General features: G+C 29.7%; 19 protein-coding genes. All 19 read right to left on the bottom strand.

Features of this window, described 5'->3' with window-relative positions:
• Window positions 1-177: 177 nt before the first annotated feature.
• Window positions 178-1,524 carry a hypothetical protein gene (locus E9099_RS01985; RefSeq protein ID WP_136582069.1) on the bottom strand — a complete coding sequence of 449 codons (1,347 nt, stop codon included), beginning with the start codon at window positions 1,522-1,524 and terminating at the stop codon, window positions 178-180.
• Between the two features lie 465 nt (window positions 1,525-1,989).
• The gene (locus tag E9099_RS01980) at window positions 1,990-2,472 is read right to left on the bottom strand and encodes a hypothetical protein (protein WP_136582068.1); all 483 of its coding nucleotides are present in this window, start codon (window positions 2,470-2,472) and stop codon (window positions 1,990-1,992) included.
• Window positions 2,473-2,903: 431 nt separating this feature from the next.
• Complete coding sequence (locus tag E9099_RS19115; protein WP_168800701.1) at window positions 2,904-3,074, bottom strand: hypothetical protein; 171 nt, start codon at window positions 3,072-3,074, stop codon at window positions 2,904-2,906.
• 408 nt (window positions 3,075-3,482) lie between these two features.
• The gene (locus E9099_RS01970) at window positions 3,483-3,833 is read right to left on the bottom strand and encodes a hypothetical protein (protein WP_136582067.1); all 351 of its coding nucleotides are present in this window, start codon (window positions 3,831-3,833) and stop codon (window positions 3,483-3,485) included.
• 429 nt (window positions 3,834-4,262) lie between these two features.
• Window positions 4,263-4,574 carry a hypothetical protein gene (locus E9099_RS01965; RefSeq protein WP_136582066.1) on the bottom strand — a complete coding sequence of 104 codons (312 nt, stop codon included), beginning with the start codon at window positions 4,572-4,574 and terminating at the stop codon, window positions 4,263-4,265.
• Window positions 4,575-5,131: 557 nt separating this feature from the next.
• Window positions 5,132-6,205, bottom strand: a complete 1,074-nt coding sequence (locus E9099_RS01960) for a Fic family protein (RefSeq protein WP_136582065.1) — start codon at window positions 6,203-6,205, stop codon at window positions 5,132-5,134.
• Between the two features lie 509 nt (window positions 6,206-6,714).
• Window positions 6,715-7,329, bottom strand: coding sequence for a hypothetical protein (locus E9099_RS01955; RefSeq protein WP_136582064.1), 615 nt, complete (start codon window positions 7,327-7,329; stop codon window positions 6,715-6,717).
• A gap of 195 nt (window positions 7,330-7,524) precedes the next feature.
• A complete protein-coding gene (locus tag E9099_RS01950) occupies window positions 7,525-8,499 on the bottom strand; it encodes a terpene synthase family protein (RefSeq protein WP_136582063.1) in 975 nt (324 codons plus the stop codon).
• Window positions 8,500-9,119: 620 nt separating this feature from the next.
• Window positions 9,120-10,025 (bottom strand): hypothetical protein, encoded by a 906-nt coding sequence (locus E9099_RS01945; RefSeq protein WP_136582062.1) that lies wholly within the window; start codon window positions 10,023-10,025, stop codon window positions 9,120-9,122.
• Entirely contained in the window at window positions 10,026-10,739 is a 714-nt protein-coding gene (locus E9099_RS01940) for a hypothetical protein (RefSeq protein WP_136582061.1), read from the bottom strand.
• 216 nt (window positions 10,740-10,955) lie between these two features.
• Window positions 10,956-11,573 carry a hypothetical protein gene (locus E9099_RS01935; protein ID WP_136582060.1) on the bottom strand — a complete coding sequence of 206 codons (618 nt, stop codon included), beginning with the start codon at window positions 11,571-11,573 and terminating at the stop codon, window positions 10,956-10,958.
• A 168-nt stretch (window positions 11,574-11,741) separates the two neighbouring features.
• A complete protein-coding gene (locus E9099_RS01930) occupies window positions 11,742-12,527 on the bottom strand; it encodes a DUF4272 domain-containing protein (protein ID WP_136582059.1) in 786 nt (261 codons plus the stop codon).
• 240 nt (window positions 12,528-12,767) lie between these two features.
• Window positions 12,768-13,751, bottom strand: coding sequence for a hypothetical protein (locus tag E9099_RS01925; RefSeq protein WP_136582058.1), 984 nt, complete (start codon window positions 13,749-13,751; stop codon window positions 12,768-12,770).
• Between the two features lie 621 nt (window positions 13,752-14,372).
• A complete protein-coding gene (locus E9099_RS01920) occupies window positions 14,373-14,894 on the bottom strand; it encodes a hypothetical protein (protein ID WP_136582057.1) in 522 nt (173 codons plus the stop codon).
• Window positions 14,895-15,052: 158 nt separating this feature from the next.
• Window positions 15,053-15,997 carry a hypothetical protein gene (locus tag E9099_RS01915; RefSeq protein WP_136582056.1) on the bottom strand — a complete coding sequence of 315 codons (945 nt, stop codon included), beginning with the start codon at window positions 15,995-15,997 and terminating at the stop codon, window positions 15,053-15,055.
• Window positions 15,998-16,151: 154 nt separating this feature from the next.
• The gene (locus E9099_RS01910; RefSeq protein ID WP_136582055.1) at window positions 16,152-16,760 is read right to left on the bottom strand and encodes a hypothetical protein; all 609 of its coding nucleotides are present in this window, start codon (window positions 16,758-16,760) and stop codon (window positions 16,152-16,154) included.
• A 380-nt stretch (window positions 16,761-17,140) separates the two neighbouring features.
• Entirely contained in the window at window positions 17,141-18,541 is a 1,401-nt protein-coding gene (locus tag E9099_RS01905; RefSeq protein ID WP_136582054.1) for an SH3 domain-containing protein, read from the bottom strand.
• A 94-nt stretch (window positions 18,542-18,635) separates the two neighbouring features.
• On the bottom strand, window positions 18,636-19,649 hold the full coding sequence (locus E9099_RS01900) for an XAC2610-related protein (RefSeq protein WP_136582053.1): 1,014 nt from the start codon (window positions 19,647-19,649) through the stop codon (window positions 18,636-18,638).
• Window positions 19,649-23,203: a DUF4132 domain-containing protein gene (locus tag E9099_RS01895; RefSeq protein ID WP_136582052.1), complete on the bottom strand. Its 3,555-nt coding sequence runs from the start codon at window positions 23,201-23,203 to the stop codon at window positions 19,649-19,651. The genes E9099_RS01900 and E9099_RS01895 overlap by 1 nt, the downstream gene beginning before the upstream one ends.
• Window positions 23,204-23,205 lie beyond the last annotated feature (2 nt).

Below are 23,205 nucleotides of genomic sequence, written 5' to 3'. Positions count from 1 at the left end.
ATGATGGTTGCGGGATTGTGTGTGATGATTTACGAATGGCCGTATACGTTCGTAAGTTCTATTGCTAGTAGTAATAGAGACGAAAGGACCAACGTTATTGCTTACGTGCGGTGGTGTGAGAGGCTTACTTCGATTATTTTAGTTGGAACTGTCTACTCGATTGTAGTACGTAATTCTTTATCCTTTATTCATAATTCCATCTTCGATTTCGTCTGTTGCTTTTTCAATAATGCTTTTTGTATTATCTTTTAATGTTTCAACTATTGTTTTATCCTTTTTCTTATCTCGGTCAAAATAGTTTATTAATGGATTGTCAGATTTTTGATAGTTTAAAATCAATTTCCCAGGATTTTCACTTGTTACATTTAAGAAACTATTCAGAAGTTTTATTCTTAATTCTTCTGACATATCTGCATCTTCAATGTTTTCTATTTGTTTAGAAAGTCCTTCAATTGTCATACTTAACACTTGTTTGTGTGAGTATTCTTCTATCAATCGTTTTGATAAGTTGACCTTTTTATTAGCTGAAATAGTTGTCCAAACTAATGGAATATAAAGTGGAAGAAAAGCTAACATTATTTTTGGTGCTCTTTCTATTGTATCGGTTAAAGTTGCTCCAGATAAAAGATAAACAACACTTATTGTAATCGGTAATAAGGCTGATAGTGAAATGTATAAAATCCCATAATTAAAACTCTTTTTATATTCTTTATATAATTCTTCTTCTTCACCTTTTTTTGTTACAAAAGCAGAACTTAAACCTGCTGTTAGAGCATTTGGAAGTAATGATTCGATTTGCTTATTAATTTTATCGTATTCTTTTTTTGAATTTGATTTTAGATCATCAATATCTTTTTGATTTGTTTTAATAAAATCGTTGTAGTTTCCTTTACTTGTCTGATTTAAATTTTCAAGATTTTCTTCTAAATTTTCAGATTTTTCCGTTAATTGATTGTAAGATGTTTCAAGTTCTTTTTGTAAACCTTCTACATTAATTAATTCCCCATTTTCGTCTTCATCTTCATAACCTAGTATTTCTCTATGAAGTTCATCTATTTCTGTTTTTTTGGTTAAAATTCCTTTATATGTAGTATTCGCTTTACTAGAATTCTCCTCAATTTTTAATATTAATTCATCTAATTTATCAATTTCTTGTTCGATTTCTGGATGCTCTTCTAAAACTTCACTTATTCTAGTTACAAGATTGGATAACTTTGTGCTATTTTCAAGTAAATCGTTGTTGATTTCGATTGATTTTCTGTGACTTGAATTTATATCACTTAATTTAATATCAATTTCAGATTCTATATGAACTAATTTTGAATGTATTTCGTTCGCTTCGTCTAGTCTAGTTTCTGCTTTGTTTCTATATTCAGCTGCTTTTCTTGACGCTTGTTTAGCTTCTCTTTCAATATCTGACGGTTTTTCAGAAACTTGTTTTTCAAGTACAGAAAGTCTTTCCCAAATCTTTATTCTTTCTTCTTCTAAGTATTCAATTTTTTTAGAACTTTTTCCGTCAAACATTTTTTTATTTTTTTTGGTAATGCACTACAACTCGTTATATAATTACTTTTATTACTCATATCCCGCAAATACAAAAGGATATAAGGCTTTTTTATTACTGATACATTGTAAGGCTCTATTACACAAAGCTACGACTATTCTTATACGTGTGAAATACGTAGAACTACGTATATTTATTTAATACCAACAAGTTACAACAGCTTGATTAGTAATTTTTATGGTTTTCCGTAAAGGCGTAAAAAAAACACGTGAATGGGTGTTTCTAGATGTTTCGCTGCGCTTTGAATGACAGCTGAGGTTGGAATGTTACGTTTGGATTGCCGGTTAGGGCTATGGAACGTTGTGGTTTTGTATGCGAGGATTTACGAAGGAGAATTAGAAGCTAGCAAACGAACAACTGACTTTGGTTACCCTAAAACTAGCAATTTTTTATACGGTTTTAGCACCTGTTAATTTGTCAATAATTTAATAAATCGGATTTATAATCTCAATACCTTCTCCTCTTTCCAGTGGGTTAAATTGAAAATAATAAATCATTTTTAAGTCTTCTTTATTCAGAGTTTCGTTATTCAATTCTTCATCAAAAGGCGGAAAATCAATTTTGAAATTCCAATTCATCTTTTGATTTAGATTTAGCCAATCCGTTTTGATATCATCAAATTTTAAAATATAATTTTCAAATCTAAATTCAATAATTATGGTTTTTAGTTTTTTGGGAAACTTCGGAATTAAAAGAATACAATCTTTAACCTGACTTTTATATACTTTACTGTCAGAAACAAAGTTTATTGTAAAATTGTTGCAAATATCTATTTGTCCTTTGTCTTTCACCTCAAATGAAACCAGTATTTGTTCGTTTTTATCAAATTGTTTCTCGGGTGATAAATCAAATGCCATTAACAGAATTAAAGCAAAAAATAGAATAGGCATGGCTTTGGTTCTGTTCATAATTGGTGCTAACTTGTTATATAATCACTTTTATTACTAATATCCCTCAAATATAACTGTATATGATGTCTTTTTATTATTGATATTCTAGTAAAATGATATAACACAAACCTACAACTATTCTTATACGTGTGAAATACGCATAACTACGTATATTTATGTAATACCAGCAAGTTACAACAGCTTGATCAGTAATGATTACGGTTTTCCGTAAAGGCATAAAAAAAAACACTTGATTGGGTGTTTTTAGATGTTTCGCTTTGCTTTTAATGACAGCTGAGGTTGGAATGTTAAGTTTGTACTGCCGGTTAGGGCTATGGAAACTTGTGGTTATGTATGCGAGGATTTTCCGAAGTGAAATCGGAAGTAATAAAATAGGAATGCCCTTTTATTAAGCCTAAAACAGCTATTGTTTTATACGGTGTTGTTTACTAGTTTTTTTGTAATAAATAACAATTGTCTTTTAATTGAATGTCTTTTCCGTCATAAAAATCAATTTCCATCTTTAGATCATCAATAAGCTTAGGATGATCTATGGGACATATTTTGAAAAACTTATTTTTAATTACTAAGTTTCCTGATTTATCATAAATCGAAATCATTGCATTGTTTTTATGGCTATGGATCGAATCTAAATTAAACCAGTGTCCTTTTTGATTGTTTTCTACCCAAAATGCTGTTTTAGGAATTTTACTTAATTTAATAATAGAATCAATGTCTTTATTTCCAACAAATTAAACAATACTTGTAACCATTGTCTATTGCTTCTTGTTGAGAATCATAATAATATATTTTACTTCTACAATTATTTAGTCCACGACAATTATTTCTACTATGAAATTTTTTCGCATAATTACCACCACAAATATAAACTCTATTAGAAGTTAAGGTTTTGTTTAAAGTTATATTCGAAAGAGAATTAACTGTTTCCGACTTTATGAAAGTGTGCGATTTAGAACTTAAACTTAAAGAGAAAACTAAACCAAAAAATATTAATAAATTTTTCATAATTAATCTATTCCATCAACTTCAAGTTCCCAATATATGCCTTTATCATAATCATATGCATCAATTGAACCTGGGGCATCAATCTCTTCATCATCTAAAGTTAATGTTATGTAGCCACCGTGACTAAAAGTAATAGTGGCTTCGTCACCAGAAAACTCGACAGTCACATAATACCAATTACCTGTATCATAAGAATATGCTGAGCAGTCGAATTCAATTCCGTCAATATTTCTTCCATTATATTCGGCAGCATAAGTATTCGATGAGAATACAAATAAAAGAGCGAGTAGAGATGTTGTTAATTTTGTTTTCATATATTCTATTTTTCTTGCGTTTTTTTTAATGAATGGCAACTCGTTATATAATCACTTTTATTACTCATATCCCGTAAATACAAAAGGATATAGCGCCTTTTTAGTACTGATATATTGTAAAGTTCTGTTACACAAACCTACAACTATTCTTATACGTGTGAAATACGTAGAACTACGTATATTTATTTAATACCGCTAAGTTACAACAGCTTGATTAGTAATGGTTACGGTTTTCCGTAAAGGCATAAAAAAAACACGAGATTGAGTGTTTTTAGATGTTTCGCTGCGCTTTGAATAACAGCTGAGGTTGGAATGTTAAGTTTGGATTGCTGGTTAGGGCTATGGAACGTTGTGGTTTTGTATGCGGGGATTTTCGAGCCAACGTAGTTGCTTACGTACGGTGGTGTGAGAGGCGCACTCCGGCTATTTTAGTCGGAGCCGTCTACTCGATTGTATGCTGGCTTTTACTTATTCAGGGACTATTGAATTCAGTAATTTAAATTCCAATTCACCATTATTATTCATCGTGTATTCATAAATTCCTCTTCCCTGAACATGTCCATCGTCAAATTCGGCAATCAACCACTCACTACTTAAAACCTGAATATTCCCGAAATGCATCTTTCCACCTAATACTGCTTCAATAGGTATTAGTTCTGTTTTTTCTCGGATTGTGTTTTCAATTAATTCTTCCGGGTTAGAAATTCCACTTTCAATTAGTTTTATTCCGTCATATTCTGCGTCAAACCAATAATTTGATTTAAGCTTTTCCTTGCCCAAAACCTTGATTAGAGAATCATTTTCAATTTTTAAACTATCGACTTTGACAAGTAAATTTTCAGTCCGACTAATTTCTCAGCAACTCAGAATTAAAAATGAGATTAGAATTAATAAAGGTAGTTTTTTCATTTTTTTAGCTTGCGTAGAACTCGTTATATAATCGCTTTTATTACTCATATCGCGTAAATACAAAAGGATATAGCGCCTTTTTAGTACTGATATCTTGTAAAGTTGTGTTACACAAACCTACGACTATTCTTATACGTGTGAAATACGTAGAACTACGTATATTTATTTAATACCAGTAAGTTGCAACAGCTTGATTAGTAATGGTTACAGTTTTCCGTAAAGGCATAAAAAAAACACGAGATTGGGTGTTTTTAGATGTTTCGCTTTGTTTTGAATAATAGCTGAGGTTGGAGTTCTAGGTTTGGTTGGGTGGTTAGGACTATGTAAAGTTGTGGTTTTGTGTGTGAGGATTTACTAACCGCCGTAATTACGCTGGTGTGAGAGACGCACTTGGATTATTTTAGTCGGAGTTGTCTACTTCATTGTACTTAGTGCTTTTTTAATATTTCTATTAATTTTGTATTTACGTAAACACTTTCTCTTCCAATTTTTTGAGAAGTTAATATTCCAATATCTTCCATTTTTTTTAAATATCGTGAAGCCGCTTTTCTTTCTACGTTTAATTTTTCTACAACAAATTCTATTTTAGAATAAGGTTGCTCAAAGAGTAATTCAATTAATTCTTTTCTATAAATTTTAGGTTCTTTTTCTTGAGCAAATATTATAGTTTTATCCAATAATACTTTAATTGAATTTATTTTCTCAATAGTTCTGTTTGATGTTACTTCAACAGCTTTTAGCATATAAATTATATATTCAGACCATTCGTCTTTATTGTTAACGGTATTTAGTAAACGGTAATAATCTGCTTTATTTTCGTTGATATATGAGCTTAAATATAAAATAGGAATATCTAAAAGGTCGTTTGTAATTAAGTATAAAATATTTAGTATTCTTCCTGCTCTTCCGTTTCCATCATAAAAAGGGTGAATACTTTCAAATTGATAATGTAAAATAGCTAAATTAATTAGTGGATTTAAATCGTTATGTATGACATTAAAATGTTCTAAGAAGTTTCCTAATAAATCTAAAATTTCATCTTTTTCTTGTGGAGGTGTATAGACAATTTCTCCAGTTTTATCGTTTTTTAGCACAGTTCCAGTCATTGAGCGAATTCCAGCATTATTTTCGATAATGGTTTTTTGAATAGTTTCGATATCTTTTAGCTTTAAAAATCCTTGTTTCTGAATTAATTCAAAACCAGAAAAAATAGCACTTCTGTAATTTATAACTTCTTTAACTTGAGTTGGTTGTTTTATGTTTGTAGCTAAAGCTTTATATAATTCATCTTGTGTTGTAATAATATTTTCTATTTCCGAACTATCCTTAGCTTCTTGTAAGACAACAGCATTTATCAACATTTCTTGATTAGGAATAGTTTTAGCAATTCCTTTTAATTCTCCTAGTGAATTTGAGGATTTGCTCAATTGACGAAGAATTTCAATAGTTTCTACTTTTTCTCTTTTTGGTGGAAGTTTTGCAAGTTTATTGATTTGGGACATTTTATCTCTTGTGAATTATATATGTACCAAAAATACGAAAAAAGGTTCAATTAAATTCGATGTGCGACTTTTTGTCTCGCATTAAGTACAACTCGGTATATAATTACTTTTATTATTCATATCCCGTAAATATAGCAGGATATAACGCTTTTTTAATGCTGATATATTGTAAAGCTCGGTTACACAAACTTAAAACTATTCTTATACGTTTGAAAGTTGTATAACTTCGTGTATTTGTATAATACCAGCAAGTTACAACAGCTTGATTAGTAATGGTTATGGTTTTCCGTAAAGGCAGACAAAAAAACACGAGATTGTGTGTTTTTAGATGTTTTGCTGCGCTTTGAATGACAGCTGAGGATGGAATGTTACGTTTGGATTGTCGGTTAGGACTATGGAAAGTTGTGGTTTTGTATGCGAGGATTTTCCGAAGTGAAATGGGAAGTAATAAAATCGGAATGACCTTTTATTAAGTCTAAAACAGTTATTGTTTTATACGGTGTTGTTTACTAGTTTTTTTGTAATAAATAACAATTGTCTTTTAATTGAATGTCTTTTCCGTCATAAAAATCAATTTCCATCTTTAGATCATCAATAAGCTTAGGTTGATCCATGGGACATATTTTAAAAAACTTATTTTTAATTACTAAGTTTCCTGATTTATCATAAATCGAAATCATTGCATTGTTTTTATGGCTATGGATCGAATCTAAATTAAACCAGTGTCCTTTTTGGTTGTTTTCTACCCAAAATGCTGTTTTAGGAATTTTACTTAATTTAATAATAGAATCAATGTCTTTTTTATATTTAAATTTCCAATTAGGTCCATTTTTTTTGTTTAGATATTTGTCGATTTCAGAGTTGTAGCTCTCAATTCCGTTTAGCTCACTTCCGCTGACTAAGCATCCAAATCCAACGTTTTTAAATCCGTATTTCTGACTTACTTTATTCATTTCTATTGGTGAAATGATTGCTTCGCCTACTAATACTTTGTGAGGTGTATTGTTTTTAATATCAGATTTTGCAGTTAAGTAATTAAATTGGTTAAAAAAACCATAGTACCACAATCCAATAGCGATTAGAAATACTATTATTCCACTAAATATTATCTTTTTTTGATTCATCTCTTAAATTAGATATAACGTGATTATATAATTATTACTAATATCTCTCAAATATAACAAGATATAGTACCTTTTAAGTACTGATATCTTGTAAAGCTATGTGATACAAAACTACAATGATTTTGATGCTTTTAAGCAAGAAAGACGTCGATCGATTTATCTGATTTTAGTAAGAGTGCTCGTTAGATTATTTCCTTATAGACACATGTTTTTAATAGCGGTTGTAGAGGTTTTCATATCTTCAAAGACATTTTCTGAATGGTAATAGCGGTTAGTTCTTTTTTGCCAATGGTATGAGGAAGCTACAATAATTTCTAATGCACGAAAATATTTGTCTACCGTTAATTTATCTTTTAAAGGTAAAGGCGTTTGTCTAGCTTTTATCATCGTTGTTTTAAAATCGGCATGTATTTGATTTACTTTGTCTATCGATTTAATTACAGCCTGATTGTAGTCTGAGGCTTCCTTGGTTACTAAATAGGCATTGATTAGGTTATAATCACTATGTTTTTCTTTAGCATAGGAGAACAGATCATTGGATAACGCGCCTATTAGCGCACATTGTGTACATAGGTCTTTTATATATAGGTTTTTATTGCCAATGAGTGCAGGGGTGATGTAAATAGAATGTACGTATTCGATTAAATCAATAAGAAGATACATGCCACCCGTAATTAATCTTATAGAGATATATTCGTTGACAGTCGTGAATGTTTTTGTTGTCAATGAAGCCGATAAATGCTCAATGACAGACGCCGTGTATTTAGTATAGAAATCTTCAGGGCTATCTGCTCTTAGCGTAGTGCTTATGTAGTTAATAGCTGTATATAATTTATTGATTTTATTATTTTCAGAATGATGTGTTTTTTTACCTTTCCATATTTCTAATATTTTATCTATTTCAGGTAATTGTCCAGTATTGGTGTCTTCTCCAAAAAAGTCATCCAAAAAGTACAAAACGTCGTAAGTGACAAGAACATTTACCATTTTATCTATGGGACTATCAATGTAGATGTAATTTGTCATTGTAGAATGACCAGAATATAAGTTATCATCAATGACTCCTAACTGTTCAGATCTTAATTTTGCTTTTTGTGAAATAGTATCTGCATCTTTGTGAATATATAATTGGGTATTAGATATTGTTAAAAGCGTTGAGTTGAAATTCATTTTTTTTATTTTATTTAAACTTGTATCTAACGGTTTTTTATTTATCAAATAGTTTATAAAAACAATTGCTTTTCGGATTATTGGATCACCCCACTTTTATTTTCTAACATTATATTTTGTGTTTTTAAGTGCGTCGCGTAATGTGGAGTAACCTGTTATATAATTATTGTTGAGATCTTATAAAAACGATGTTACACAAACCTACAACTATTACTATACTTATGAAATACGTAGAACTACGTATATTTATTGGATAGCAACAAGTTAGAATAGAGGCTTGATTAGGAGCTATTTTTTACAAAGGCGAAAAATACATCACGAGATTGGATGGCTTTTAGATGCTTCGCTGCTGACTGAATGTCAAGTGAAATTTGACAACTGGAATCTATACTGTTTTAAGTTTCAGTGTTGGGAATGTTTGAGGATGCAGAGCGACTAACATCTGGTTTATAATCTTAAACGTATGTACTATTTGTACAAAAGAGAGAAAAAAGGAAAGCTTAACTACTAGGGGTTATTTCTAAAAAGAATAATGCTTCAAAAGAGTATAGCCATCCATTTAAACGTGTTAAAATAGCATTCAATCTTAATAAATAATACAATCAAATGTGTTAATTAGCTTAATCTATTGGAGTAATATCAGTTTGTATAGCGCTTGCAGGTATTTTATGTTGTTTTTCTATGTTATACTTAAACTGTAACACTCTTAAATTCCACAAAGTCAAAGTCTGTATTGCTGTTATTTTTTCATTTTCAGAACTGACAATCAGCTGGTCTTTAAATGACCTAATAAATTTAGTCCATAAATTACCTTTAGAGTCTTTTAATAGAAAGTAAAAACCACTATCACCTATCTTTCTTCCAGACGAATTTAAAATGAGTGCTCCATTTGGACCTACTGTTGGTTCTAAGATAACGGTTGCGCTTCCGTTGGGTAAAGGGAAAATAGCTTTTAAACAACTTTTTCCGTTTGGAATTTTACACGTTTCATAAATTCCGGAATAAACAACTTGCTTAGATTTTTGGAAAGTCCTTAACCATATCGTTCGTTTAACTTTTTTGGTTTTTTTGTCTATTAAATAAATTATTTCACTTTTTAAAGTTGTGGATTCTTTACTGTTGCTTAACGGTATATTTAACTGCTCAATACGATTGCTAAATAATATCTTTAATAAAATTCCAAAGACTTTAAATACTGGATTCCATTTTACTTTTAAATCAAAATTATAATTACTGGTGTTTTCGTAAAAATCAATGACATCCTTAGATAATTTGTTACGTTCTTTTGCTGGTAAGTTTAATAGGTTAATAGAATGTAATAGCCCTTTATTAACTTGTTTTTTGTCTATTATTAATTGTTCGTTTTTTGCTAATTGCGTTATAAATTTTACGCCAATGCCTTCCGTTTTACCAAAAGGCCCTAATAACCATTGGTTGTTACTAGCAATAATTTTTTCACCAAATAGGATGACCCATTGTTGAGTTATCCAATCTTGAAAATTTTGTTTTAATAAAGCAATGGCCATTTATTTTGTTGCTTTTAGGTTAGGGATATAATTGCCTTTTCCTTTCCAAGTTCCAAATTCTGAGAGTGGTTTAAATCGTAAAGTTGCGAATTCAAAATGGAAGTTTTTTCGTTCTCTTTCTTTCATTGCATCCGCATGTCTTTTTGGTTTAGACATTGCGCTATGACCATGAACCATACTAGACATATCTTGTTCCGTTTTCCAAACCGAAAAGGTAGACACTGTATTTGGAAACTTAAATGAAGCTAATGATAATAACGTTCCGGCGTGATCACGTACTAATTTTTCAACCGGTCTTCCCCAATGTAAAAACCGTGGGAGTGCTAAAGGTTTCATTCTTGCGATTGTTACAGCAACTACAGGAGCGGATGGTTGTTCCAGTTTAGCTTTTTCTTTTGGTATTTTGTAGCCAGTAATACCGCCCCATTCTCTTATAAATGCTAGTCTGACGTGCCAACCTTTGGCCAAAACCTTACCAAACGCATCCTCTTTTAAGTAGTTTTCAAGAGCTTCTTCGTTTTCCCATTGTGCAAAAAAGGCAATCTCCCTTATTAAAAAACGAGACGGAGATAGGATAGGGGCGCCTAATGTCATTGCGGTCATGTATTCCGAATAGATAAGGCCTTTAGTGTTTTTATTAATTAGGTTTGATACCATTCCTTTTATCGCTAATGAAAATGGAATTTTGACCAAATGATAAGAAGATATGCTCATATAGATTTTATTGTAGCGTCGTATTTTGTTGTGTTAGATTTTTATTACAGTTTCTTAAATTTATATTACCACCCTTATTTTTAATCGAATAATTTTTATTTGTTATTGCTGTTGGAGTAGTAATGCGAAGGTTATGCGTAAAGGTGTTGTTACGTGATTTAAACATCTAATGTAGTCAATAAAACAGAAATTGAAAAAATCTGTTTTGGAAAGTAATTACTGAAAAATCAATGCTATTATAGCAACTTTTGGATTTATTTTCTGCATTGTTTTATTAGAACTTCTAATGACTTTGTCTCCATAAATTTCTTGAGACTCTTTAGTTGTCAATGTCCCTTTGAAATTAGAATTTTCTAAACGAATATAAAAACCATTTTTAAGCGCAACGGTTTTATTTAGATTACCATTATTCCAGTTTGTTATGGTCCCTTGATAATCCCATCCAAAACCTAGTAAATTAAAAGAGTTTTTATTTAGTTTTTCTAATGTTTTTAAATCTGTTCCAAGTGTAATGCCTTCTTTAGTTTTCCAATTTGTTTTCTCTCCTTTGATTTTAACTAATTTTGGATTTACTCTGTCTTTTTTATTTTTCCAAGTTATAGTAACTTCATCAATAGAATTAGGGAATAATTTTGTGCCAAATTCAAACTGTCCTTCTCCTATACCAATTGAATCTTTTATGACGTTTTTTTGTCCATAAATTTCAATTAATTCCTTTTCAGAAACAGATGCTGTAATTGCTCCAAAACTTTTATTTGGACTAATTAATTTGACGTTTTTATTCTGAAAACTTAAATTGAATAAGATAAACGTTATTAAAACTGTTGCTCTCATATGGTTGTTATCGGGGGTGTATAAAAAAAAGTAGGGTAGAGGATGAACATTACATTACGGGTGTATTACTTCTTAAATATTTAAATTTGGTATCCTTTATTAAGTGGTATTGCTTTTGGTTTGAGTATAAAACCCGTATTGTTTTTCAGCGTGTTGTATGCCATTTTTTTAGGTATCTGTTGTTACATTATCCCAATGTAGATTCATAAACTTAATCAACCAATTTAAAGCATAATGTCTTTCATAAACGACACTTGTATTTAAACCTCCTGGAGCTTCTTCTTGTTTTACTCTAGCATTTACGCAAGCCCAATCAAATCTTAAAATTAAATCTGCTTGGTCAAGAATTTCTTTTTTACTTCTTAATTTAGATTGTTCTCTAAATTTTTTTGGACCTAATTGATATACAATTTTTACATCATCCGAAACATTGCACATTTGGTTTGGGTAAACTAACGTGTCAATATAACCAAGTGACCAAAGTAGCACGTGTAAACTTTCATATCTCCAATTTGCATTTGTATTTTGTTGTTCTGTTGGATGTATTGCGGACGCGTATTCTTTTTCGGTTGGAGTTAGTTTTGATGAAATTTCAAAATCTTTATCCATTTTATCTAAATGAATTTTTTCTAATCCTTCACTTTTTAAACCTAAATATAATAATGCTAATGCTCTGTCTACAACTTGGTCTTTAGTTCTTAATACTACATTTTTCTCAGATTCGACAAAAAGTGAATTAGGGTTTTTATAAATGGGAATACCTTTAGATTTACAAATTTTTTCAGATTTGATTCTTCTTTCTTTTTGGTCAATAGTTGCTGTGATATTTTCAACGGGTTTGGTAATTGGTAGTGTCGTAATATCAGATTCTTTTTCTGCTTTTTTGTTTTTTTGACTGCAACCAAATAGGCTTGATAAAAATCCCATAAGCATAAGTATTTTTAAATATTTCATTTAAAGGTTGATTTTTTAGTTGGCATATAACGTATTTGATATGTTTCGAGGTTTAAACACCCAATTTAGTAAATAAAACATAAATTGAAAAAATCTGTTTTGGATAGTAATTACTAAAAATTCAATGCCAGTATAGCAAATTAAAAGATTTGAGGACCATAAAAAAGGTTGATTATCTTCAAGTTAACTGCTAATTACTCCTGTTTATTATATAGGGTGTTTTCTTTCTTGTTCATTTTCTTAGTGTCCTTTTAAAGTTTTTATTTTAAGTAATGTAGTGCCGTTCCATTGGTAAAATGTTGTTGCATGAGTTACGATATCTCGTGCCATTGTTCCGTCCGTTTTATATCCATCTATGTATTCTTCAGATATATCTTGTACAACTATTAATTCTTCTATAGGTATTTTTAAATCTTTTGGATAAGGAAAAATTTCTGGTTCTGCGGTTATTTGATTAATACTTAGAACACCATTTTTTGCAAGAATTATCTTTTTTCCATTTGTTAATGTTAATGGCAAATAAACAATACTTTGATCGAAAATACCACCGTCTCCTGAGCCACTTGTTAAAACTAAACGAGACAATTGTTCTCCATTGTCAACAATAAAATTATTTACTTCAACTCCTATTCCCGAATAACAGTGATAACTAAGATGAAATAATGCTTCTGAATTTTTTAACGCTGAATTATGTATTTGATTGATACTATAATCCTTGCCATAAATACTATCTTGATATACATTTAATATTTCTTTCTTATCATTTATTTTAATCACTTGTAATTTACTGTTGTCACAACTAGTTTCATCATTGGTGCCATACGCGCTTATACCAAATAAGTAGGTGCGCATTTTAAGTCCCCAAAAAATGGACTGGAGGTATATCTCTTTTTTATTGACATAACCACTTTCTCTGTTTTGAGTACAGATAAGAAAATAATCAGGATATTCGGCAAGTATATTAACCGATGTATTAAAGGGTAAAGTATCAATTGTTTTAGCATTTAATTCCGTTGATTCATATACTAATGTAGTGGCATTAAAAGTGCCTGGAGAGAAGTTAGTCCAATGGTCTCCATATTGATATGCTATAGGTTCACATCCTCTGTTTTTACTTGAATAGGTCGTCTTGTTGTGTTCGGTTTTATTTATATTTTGTGCCGTACAAATAAAGAAATATAAAAAGATAAAAGCTATAGCCAATAGATAAGTTCTTTGTTTCATCTTATTTTTTTATGCCCTAAACGTGATTGTATAAGATTAGTTTGGGCGGTTTAAGCAACTAAGTTAACAAATAAATCACAGATAGAATATTCCGCAGGAATGTTCGTAACTAGCCTTAAAATAGCAATTAATGATAAAGGCTGTATATGTCTATCATGTACATTTTTTTATGTACCGAAAGGGGAATAATTAATTTAGAGAATGCAGAGCTCTCAGGAATCATAAACAAAGGTCTGTTTACCCGGCTAAGCAAACGCTATTGGTGTCTGAAGTAAGGAAGGGCTGAGCGCCTTTCTTTTTGAAATTTGGATATGTACACAAGTTGAAGCTTGTATTTAAACTTGAGGATAGTGTTTAAGGTGTAAAACTCTTTGAAGTGATGATTTGTGGATTGTTTTATGTGTTTCTGAGGGCTATATTGGTGGAAATAATAGTCCTCTTAAAGAATTAGATTACGTATGGTGGTGTGAGCAGAGGGCTTTTAATTATGGAAAGAGTTGTTAGGTTGATTGTAAGGAGTTCTTATTGTTTTTTTCTGAATTTAATTGTTCATCGTTATCTGAAACAATATTAAGTGTCTTTAGGTAAAAATTTATGTTTTCTGGATATTTTACACATATATTATTTTAAAGAAACAGGTTGTGTTATTTTTTTTTTTTTTTCTAATTTTAGTTTCAAGTTGTAATTAGCAATTTTATGAAATTCTATTTGGTTATTCAAAGAGTCTCGTTCTTTTTTTAAAGAATCAACTTTACTTGATAATGTTCTTTTTTCAAAATGTTGATAAACACTAAAAAATAAAACTATTAAAGCAATAACGTATCCAATCCAATTATCATTATACCATTTCGTTTTATTAATGCCATTAGAGAATTTTATAAAATCTTTTTTAGATAGTTTTAATTCTTTTCCTTTTTCAGTTAAAGAATACCATTCATTGTCATTATATAGTTTAAACAAGTTATTATTCAATCCAAATAATTTTGTTTCTTTTATAATGATTTGGAATGTTTTGACGTTATCTTTATTTTTTTCATCAGGTTTTAATTCTTCAAACAGAATGTTATTAATCGAAAACGCATTAAAGTCTGTTATTTTTTTAAATAATAAATCAATATGATTAATAATTTCTCTTTCAGTCATTCATTTTGAGTTTAATTGGTACGGTTTTATGTAAAATAGTTACATGTTTTATGTACTAAAGTTAGCAAATAAATTACAGATAGAATATTCCGAAGGAATGCTTGTAAGTAGACAAAAAGCATCAATTAATTAAACACTGTGCTAATAGAAGGACTTATTCATTTGTTTAATTTCTCAATTTTAGATAATTTTAATTTTGATGCATTCTCAGAGTTTAAAATATCATTTGCTATTAATTTTTTATCATTAATTTTTTCTTTAATCCTATTTTTAAAATTATCTATTTTGACTTTTAACAGATCAATTTCATTTTCATTATGATTAATTTCTATTTCAATTTTTGAAATATTAACTTTCTTAATCTTTATTAGAGAAGAGTTTTCCTTTATTTGATTTCGTAAATTTTCTGTCAGAACAATTCTTGTTGCTGCAAAATATTTAAAAACTAAAGCACTTCGAGCTGTGTCTCCAATAGCAAAAGTTTTTATTCCATTCCAAGAAGCTTTAAGTAGGTCAAAAGCTTCATCCCAACTTTTAACATTTTTGAAACTTCTATAAACTAAAACACCCATTACTAAAAAACCTACAGGACCTATCACAAATGAAATAACTGAAGACATTCCTGTATAAAAAGCAAAAGGTAAGGTGATTCCTATAATTGAAGTTATTGCTCCTAAAGTAGATGAAGCTAAAAGATAAATTCCAAAACCTGAAAGTTGTGCTGCTCCAAGTGCAGATATTCCGCTCAAAGATTTTATTTGGGTTTTATCCAATCCAGCTTTTTCTAATTCTTTATTAATATTATCTTTTTCTTCTTCTGTTAATTTTTCAAATTCTTGTTGAAATAGTTTTAAGTATAACTCTTTTTCTGCACTTGCAATTCCTAATGAGAAATCAATTTTTTCATTATTAGCAGTTGCTATTTTTTCAACGAATTGATTATAATTTAAAGGTGTTTGTAAAAAACCGCCAACAGGAAGTAAAATTTTACTTAACTTTTCATTAATTAATTTATTGTTATTACTTTTTAATCCTAAAATTTTTACAATAGGTGCTTTCTGTTCTATTGTCATTTCAGTTAAAAGTGTTTCAATATGTTTCATTTAGGTTCTTTTTATTTCTGCCAACGTATTATTATATGGTTAGTTGTGGATATGTTTGTGAGGGTTTTTCGAAGGGGAATTAGACATTATAAACACGAAATGACTTTTGATTAAGTATCAAAACACAATTCTTTTTATGCGGTTTTAATAAAAGTTATTTTAGTAATTCATCGGTCAATTTTTTTATTTCAGATTTCTCTTTATCCAATGCATCAGGAATAATTTCTATTATGTCATAAAAATTAGAAGTTAATTCAGGATATGCTTCTAAAATATAGTTTTTTGATTTTTCTTTGGTTTCAATACATTTATTTAAGGCATACAATGCCTTTTCTGTAGATATTCGTACGGCTTTTCCCTTATCAATTGCTTTGTAATATTTGATACATTGCATCCACCAATAAAACTTATTTGAATTGTCTCCAGGTTTTCCCCCTTTAATACTATTAGCAAATAATCTGGCACTTTCTCCTTTGACGAAATTCAATTCACCTTCAAATTCTGTTTTAAACTGCTTTATTAATTTTTCCTTTTCTTCTTGAAATATTTTATCGGTCTCCTTAATTATTTCCGTTTTGACAATCTTTTTGTTATAAAGCCAAGTTGCTCCTGCGAATAGGGCAATTATGCCTAAAAAAACAACTATTAGTATATTATATGTTTGGCTTTGGGAATTAATAATCTCCTTATATATTTCTGAATTGTCAGAAATCGGTTGAATAACTTTTACTATTGTATCTCTAATTATTTCTTTTTTTTGCATATAGTTTTTAATTTTCGTTAAGTAGTTACCTAATTACTTAATATCCGATAACTAATTATATAAATACCTCTTAAGCACTAATAACCTGTGAGTCTAGGTCACACAAACCTACAACTAATCTAATTCCTATGAAATACGTAGAACTACGTATATTTATTGGACAGGTGTAATTTACAACACTGCCATAAGTATGCGTTACGGGTTTCCGTAAAGGCATAAAAAAAAACCACCCAATTAGGTGGTTTTGATAGTTTGCGCTGTATTTTGAATGGCGGTTGAGGTTTAATTGATAGCTTAATTTTAATTGCTAAGTTTATATTATGTGTTGTAATAAGTATTGCTGTGACGTTTGTTTAATAAAAAACAGGAGTTAGTGTGTATTAATAGTATTCCAATTCTTGTTTATACACTTGGTACAATTTACCATTTTCAAATATCTTTTTTACGGTCCAATTACCATTGTTGTCAAAAACGTAAGCATAATCTTTGGTGGTTCTTATTGTTTTTAGATCGTCTCCATATTCAATATGTTTTATTAGCGTATTGTTATAGTCGTAGTAATATTCATTTCTATAGGATTCCTTAAAATCACTATAATAGCTGTGATATAGCTCATCAGAATAATTATGCTTGTAATTGATCGCTTCTATTAATACTTCTTGGTCTTTTTGTTTGTAATATAGTTTTCTGTAGTTTTTAAAAGAGGTGATTTCTCCATTGTGATACTGTTTAACGAACCGTTCGTCATAATTACCACCGCCACCAGAAAACCCAATGTTTGGAAACTGACTTTCAGCCGCCTCGTAGGTCGTTGTTTCTATTAATTGATGTTGTTTATCATACACTTTTTGGTTATAGGTGTATAATTTACCTTTGTTATACTCGGTTTCTTTTGGAAAGTATTCTACATATTTTTCGGTTATAAAACCTAAAGAATCATTTAGTAGTCTTTCAGCGACGACTCTTTTATTGTTTTCAGAATCAATTTTATATTTTTTCACTAAAATAGTATCCTTTAAATAGTCGTATAAATAGGTGCTGTTTAATTTTCCATCCGCATTATAATGCGTCGCTTTAGTCTGTTTATTAGCATGGTTATAGGTGTAAATCGACTTCGTGCTATTCTCTTCTTTATAGTCATAATACTCAGAAGACATCGTATTACCTTGACTATCGTAAGTAGTTAAAAACTTAGTCTTAGGCGTTTTGTTATTATCAAAACGAAGTTGCTCTGTTTCATTACCTTTCTTGTCGTATTTATACTGGGTAATGACGTCGTATTTATATTTGGATATCAATTGGTCTTTTTTGTTGTAAACGTACTCTTCATCTAATACCCATTGGTCATCATACTCATAGACTTGCGTTTTTTTGCCCTGTTTGTTAAATTTAATATGCTTCCCTTGTTTTATTTTTTCTGTATTACTGGTATAATAGGAGTGCGTTTTTACAGATTTAACCAGACCGTATAATCTATAAGCGTTTGTATTATATGCTCTTTGCATAAAGCCATCAAATACATAGCCTTTTATGGTGTCCTTTTTAACTAGAATCCAGCGTCCAACGATGTCGCTAATGGTATCTAATTTGTTAACCTCTTTTTGATCTACTTCAAATTGATAGTCGTAAAGTAGCTTACCAAGCCGCTCACTAGTAACGGTTGGGTTTTCTCTTATAATTAGTCCGTTTTTTGCTTTAACCGTATAATGGCGTTGTGCAAAACAAAGCGTGCAAAATAAGGTTGTGCAAATAACAAGTAGTGTTTTTAAAGGTGTCGTCATAGTAATATGTAGTCTATAATGGGGTGTTTACTTATGTTAGGTTAGTAATATAAGTAAATGATGTTAGTTTTTTTAAGATTTTTTTTAGTCTGTTTTAAAAACTATCGTAGATTTTAGTCATGTCCTGTTCTGTAAAATGGGAATCTGGTTTATCTAGTATTGTTTTTAATTGTCCATCAATTCTTTGTTTTAAAATAACCCTATGTTTGTATTGGTTATCTACGGAAAGACTTTTAACTAACTGTAGTGTATCATTTACCCATTTGTAAGCATCTGCATAATGCATGCAACAACTTCCTTTGTTATAACTAAGCATCCTGTTATCAACGGTATCGACTTCAAACGAAACTGCGTTTGCTATGGTTTCATAAGCAATACTTCTAATAAATTTTTTCTCTGCTTTGTCATAAATATAATAATTAAAGCTATTTGAGGCATACGGTCCATTGGTTCCAGTATAAAAAGATAAATCCGTAATATTATCAAAATTATAATCTTCGTAATAATTAAAATACAATTTATCTTTATTATAAAAATAAAATGCTTCTGATGTAATTTGCTGAATGTCCGCTTTAGATGTTTTGTCTTTAATCGTTATTGTGGATACACCATGTTTAGTTCTCGAATTCCAATTTTTTATTTTCAGCTCGAAAAGATAATCCCCTATAATTGTATCTTTTTGTAACGTTAATAATTTAGGATGTGCTTCTAAATACTTTGTGTAATAGGTTATAGAATCAATCTCTTTTAAAGTAAGGTTGTTATGACCATTTAATTGAAGTTTAATTTGATCCTTTCCAATTATTCCATAAGCTGTAGAGTCTTTTCTTCCGCTCTCTTTATAAGTGAATTTAATAATAGAGTCTTTGAGTGTGCCTTTAATAACAGTTGGACTGTCTTTAAAAAAACTAATGTGGGTTGCTATTCCTTTTAATGAGTCCTTTTTATCTTTAAACTCAAATAGCATATAATCACCCATATTACTGCAACAATCTCTTTCTGCTAAGAAGTATTTTGTCTTACTAAAGTCAAATCTAGGTAATTTAGTTGCCGTCTTGTCTTGACAACTCATAAACACTATTAAGCATAGGATATAGATGTTTTTCATTATTTATTTTTTATTATTTGCAGTATTTTTTGATCTGTAATGTCGGCGTCATTTTGCAGAAATAATGCTTTAGCTAATATGATATATAATGTGTCATCACCTGTGATAGCTCCATATTTATTAATCTTCTTTTTAATAACGTTTGTATTAGGTATAATTGGAATGTGTCTTTTTGTCTCTTTTAGTTGTGCAAAACCACTACCTAAATTAATTGTGTATTTATTTAATTCGCCATCAATTAATAAGTAGTTTTTTTCAAAGTTGATTTTTTTTAATCCTATTTGTTCTCCAATTAGGGTTATTATTTGTTTTCTTATTTTGGCTTGTGCATTGTCAGAAAATTTACCAAAAGAGAAATCTTCTCTGTATTGTTTTAGTAATTCTGTTTGTTCTGATAATTCAATATTATGGGCGACACTTGTTGTAGCGATAAATAAGTCTATATCTCTACATATTTCAGAACGTGTTGTTTCTGGTATTTTATCAAACATAATTTTTTCAACCTTATCATTATAAGAAATTTTTCGTGTGTCATTTTTAGTAAAATAAAAGCCTTTCGTGGGGATTGCAAAATCGTTGCGGTTATATTCGCATTTAAGATGTGCCGTAATATCAAGTGCTTTTATATAGACTCTAGGCCAATTGACATCTTCATGTACGTAGGTAAAAATCCAACCTGCGGAATTGGCAATAGCCATTAGTTTTTTTACAGTTAAGAAGTGATGATTAAACCTTGAGGTGTCATCTAATTTTAATTCTGAATCAGAAAAAGGATAAAACTCTCTAAATACTTGTCTTTCCGATTGGTCAATTTTATTTTTTAATACAAATTTTTGCCAATCTATTATTTCATTACTTGTAGACATTACAGGATGCCATAAGGCGATAATGTCGCTATCTGCTATTTTAATTTCTTTTTTAGCGCTATTTATGACTTTGTTATCCAATAGCATAAAAGTAGACTCTTGAGTTTTATTTTTCCATAGTAATCCATTAAGCCATGGACTTAACATTTCGTTATGGTTTAAATTGGTATTCCACTGTTTATAATCCCATTGTCTATTGTTAAGCCAATAGGTTTTAACTCGGGATTTGGTTAATTTAAAAAAGGTGTTTATTGATTTAAATTCTGAAGAGACTTCTTTTAGTATTTTTGCATTTTCTTCCTTTATAAAAGCTGGTGTAGTCGTTGTTTCTTTTGCATCTACGATCCATTTTTTACTTAGTTTTTTGTTTTTGATTACATATTTTACAGCAAAGCCAGAATATTGCACAATTTTTTCTCCGTTGTTAAAATCGAAATCAGGAATAGCTTTATCTGCTAATTGTTGCTCATCTTCATCAGAATGATCAATATATTTATCTATGTATTTGTCTAATACATTTGCAAAACGGGCATATTTAGTTTGATTTCTTAATAGATTTAATATCCCAAAACTATCCGGGTTTGGATGCACAATAAGAGCTTCTAAAGCAGAATTACCAATTGCTCCAGATCTTGGACCTACATTAGGTACTTTTGTATATGAATTAGAAATAATTTGTTTCAAAATAATCAATGACACCGCATCATTTGATAAGCTGCAAGTCCATGCTATTGCTTTTAGAGCATTTCTATTAGAATCAAAATACCAAAAATCTTCTTTTATCGAGCTGTCAATTAATGTTCTTAATTCTTTGTAAAACAAAGATTCACCATGTTTTTTTATTGCAGTAGCTATTTCAGTATTCCATTTTTTTGTCGGCTTTTTACTTCCTGAAAAACTGATTATTATCTCCATTAAGTCATACCATTGTTTTGCAGAGGGTAGCTGGTCTACATATTTTTCCTTAAACCATTTCCAGTTATTGTCAGCCAAAAAGGCATTGGTAGACACATTTTTAGTTTTTTCTAAAGTAAATGCTTTAAATGTTAGCGGATTGTTATTGGCAAAATTATAGTTTGAGTAATTTTTTTCGATATTTATGTCTAGAAAATCTCCAATTAAATAAGTTGAAATCAGGTAATTATATTGCTCTTGGTTTAAAAATTGTAAGCCACAAAAATATTTGGTCCCTTTATAGTATTTGTCATTTATAACTTCCATTATCTTAAATGGGACAGGTATTAATTGATATCCTATATTTTCATTAAATAAAATGGCGTTAATATGTTCATGCTTAATTTTTTGGGTCTCTCCATTTAGATTTATTTCTATAACGGTTTGATAAGCATCATCGTAGTAGCCTGATTTAATTTTTACAAGCGATAGATCAATAATCTTTGTGACTTCCTTAAAGTTGCTTTTAATAGATTTGTTTTTATCTCCCTCCAAAAAGGCAGTCCAACCATGTGCAGTATCAATAATCGCAACTGATCCTGTGTATTTTGCTTGTGCGATTTCTTTCTCTATCTTATCTTGGATGGTATTGGTTAGCGCGTTAAAAAATGTGAGGTGTTTGGCTTTAGTGGATTGATTTAAAATAATGTTTTCCAGTTTTTTTCTTATTTCACTATGGTACTGTATTCCAATTTTTTTTGCTAACGGTATGTATAGATTGTCAATAATGACCTCATTATAAACAGGGTAAATAGTCAAAAAATCTAAAAATATATCTTCATCTGGTTTTAGTTGATTTTCTAAATAAATAACCGTTTTTATTAAAAAGTCATCAGTGTAGAAGCTCTTTAAATTTAAGGATAATAATAAATATTTAACTAATAGATTGGTGTCATTTGTAGCTATGAAATTGACAAAATCAGGAAAGTCCAAAATCCCTAAATCTTGTCTTTGATTAGGTTTAGTATTGGTCCATTTTTTAAATCCTTTTTTATAATAATACAAATCGAAAAATTCTTGAAACAGCTCTAAATCTAGTTGAATATAAGTGCTTTTATTTAATGTGTTTATCTCCTTAAGAACAATATCTTTTAAATGGTTCTGTACCTTGTCTGTTGCAGACATATACTGACTGGTTGAGTAATCATTTTGTTTGTAACAATAAAAACCTAAAAAAACATAAAGTTTGTTTTCTGTTTTTATGTCTTTTGCAAAATCCATTACACGGATAAACCCTTCAGGGAAGGAAAATTTAAGTGATTTATATTTGTGGGAATCATCATATGGATTCCTGTTACCGGAGATGTGTAGATAGGTGTGGAATATTAAATTTACGGTTTTTTGGAAGAACTCGTATTCCGGATATGATGCACACTGTTGTTTCGAAAAAGAGGTTGTAAAATAACTGTTAGGTGTATTTTGATTGGTGTTATTATAAAAAATAGCTTTTAATCTTTTAATCAAATCCTTGTCAGGAAAATGATAGATTAAATATATAAATGCAATATTTAATTCTAAATTATGTTTTTCATCTTCGGATTCGCTTATTATATCAGCGATGTAAGAGGTGTTTTTAAAAATCTCAAACACTTGTGGATAAAAACTGGTGTTATATTCATCGTAACTCAATTTGGCTTCACTAAACCAATCGATCATTAATATTTCTACATCAGATTTGTTTTGGTTGTCAGTTACGTTTTTTTTGTTGTTAAAAAAATTATCAAATAATCCCATAA

The sequence above is a fragment of the Psychroserpens sp. NJDZ02 genome (genome assembly GCF_004843725.1).
Taxonomy (GTDB): Bacteria; Bacteroidota; Bacteroidia; order Flavobacteriales; family Flavobacteriaceae; genus Olleya.
The sequence above is the reverse complement of the archived record's forward strand: the minus strand, read 5'-3'. Positions and strand labels throughout refer to the sequence as shown.

What these genes read in the sequence shown, in the direction of transcription:
- E9099_RS01985 (WP_136582069.1), bottom strand. Translation starts at nt 1,524, where the DNA reads ATGTTTGACGGAAAAAGTTCTAAAAAAATTGAATACTTAGAAGAAGAA.
- E9099_RS01980 (WP_136582068.1), bottom strand. Translation starts at nt 2,472, where the DNA reads ATGAACAGAACCAAAGCCATGCCTATTCTATTTTTTGCTTTAATTCTG.
- E9099_RS19115 (WP_168800701.1), bottom strand. Translation starts at nt 3,074, where the DNA reads ATGATTTCGATTTATGATAAATCAGGAAACTTAGTAATTAAAAATAAG.
- E9099_RS01960 (WP_136582065.1), bottom strand. Translation starts at nt 6,205, where the DNA reads ATGTCCCAAATCAATAAACTTGCAAAACTTCCACCAAAAAGAGAAAAA.
- E9099_RS01955 (WP_136582064.1), bottom strand. Translation starts at nt 7,329, where the DNA reads ATGAATCAAAAAAAGATAATATTTAGTGGAATAATAGTATTTCTAATC.
- E9099_RS01950 (WP_136582063.1), bottom strand. Translation starts at nt 8,499, where the DNA reads ATGAATTTCAACTCAACGCTTTTAACAATATCTAATACCCAATTATAT.
- E9099_RS01945 (WP_136582062.1), bottom strand. Translation starts at nt 10,025, where the DNA reads ATGGCCATTGCTTTATTAAAACAAAATTTTCAAGATTGGATAACTCAA.
- E9099_RS01940 (WP_136582061.1), bottom strand. Translation starts at nt 10,739, where the DNA reads ATGAGCATATCTTCTTATCATTTGGTCAAAATTCCATTTTCATTAGCG.
- E9099_RS01935 (WP_136582060.1), bottom strand. Translation starts at nt 11,573, where the DNA reads ATGAGAGCAACAGTTTTAATAACGTTTATCTTATTCAATTTAAGTTTT.
- E9099_RS01930 (WP_136582059.1), bottom strand. Translation starts at nt 12,527, where the DNA reads ATGAAATATTTAAAAATACTTATGCTTATGGGATTTTTATCAAGCCTA.
- E9099_RS01925 (WP_136582058.1), bottom strand. Translation starts at nt 13,751, where the DNA reads ATGAAACAAAGAACTTATCTATTGGCTATAGCTTTTATCTTTTTATAT.
- E9099_RS01920 (WP_136582057.1), bottom strand. Translation starts at nt 14,894, where the DNA reads ATGACTGAAAGAGAAATTATTAATCATATTGATTTATTATTTAAAAAA.
- E9099_RS01915 (WP_136582056.1), bottom strand. Translation starts at nt 15,997, where the DNA reads ATGAAACATATTGAAACACTTTTAACTGAAATGACAATAGAACAGAAA.
- E9099_RS01910 (WP_136582055.1), bottom strand. Translation starts at nt 16,760, where the DNA reads ATGCAAAAAAAAGAAATAATTAGAGATACAATAGTAAAAGTTATTCAA.
- E9099_RS01905 (WP_136582054.1), bottom strand. Translation starts at nt 18,541, where the DNA reads ATGACGACACCTTTAAAAACACTACTTGTTATTTGCACAACCTTATTT.
- E9099_RS01900 (WP_136582053.1), bottom strand. Translation starts at nt 19,649, where the DNA reads ATGAAAAACATCTATATCCTATGCTTAATAGTGTTTATGAGTTGTCAA.
- E9099_RS01895 (WP_136582052.1), bottom strand. Translation starts at nt 23,203, where the DNA reads ATGGGATTATTTGATAATTTTTTTAACAACAAAAAAAACGTAACTGAC.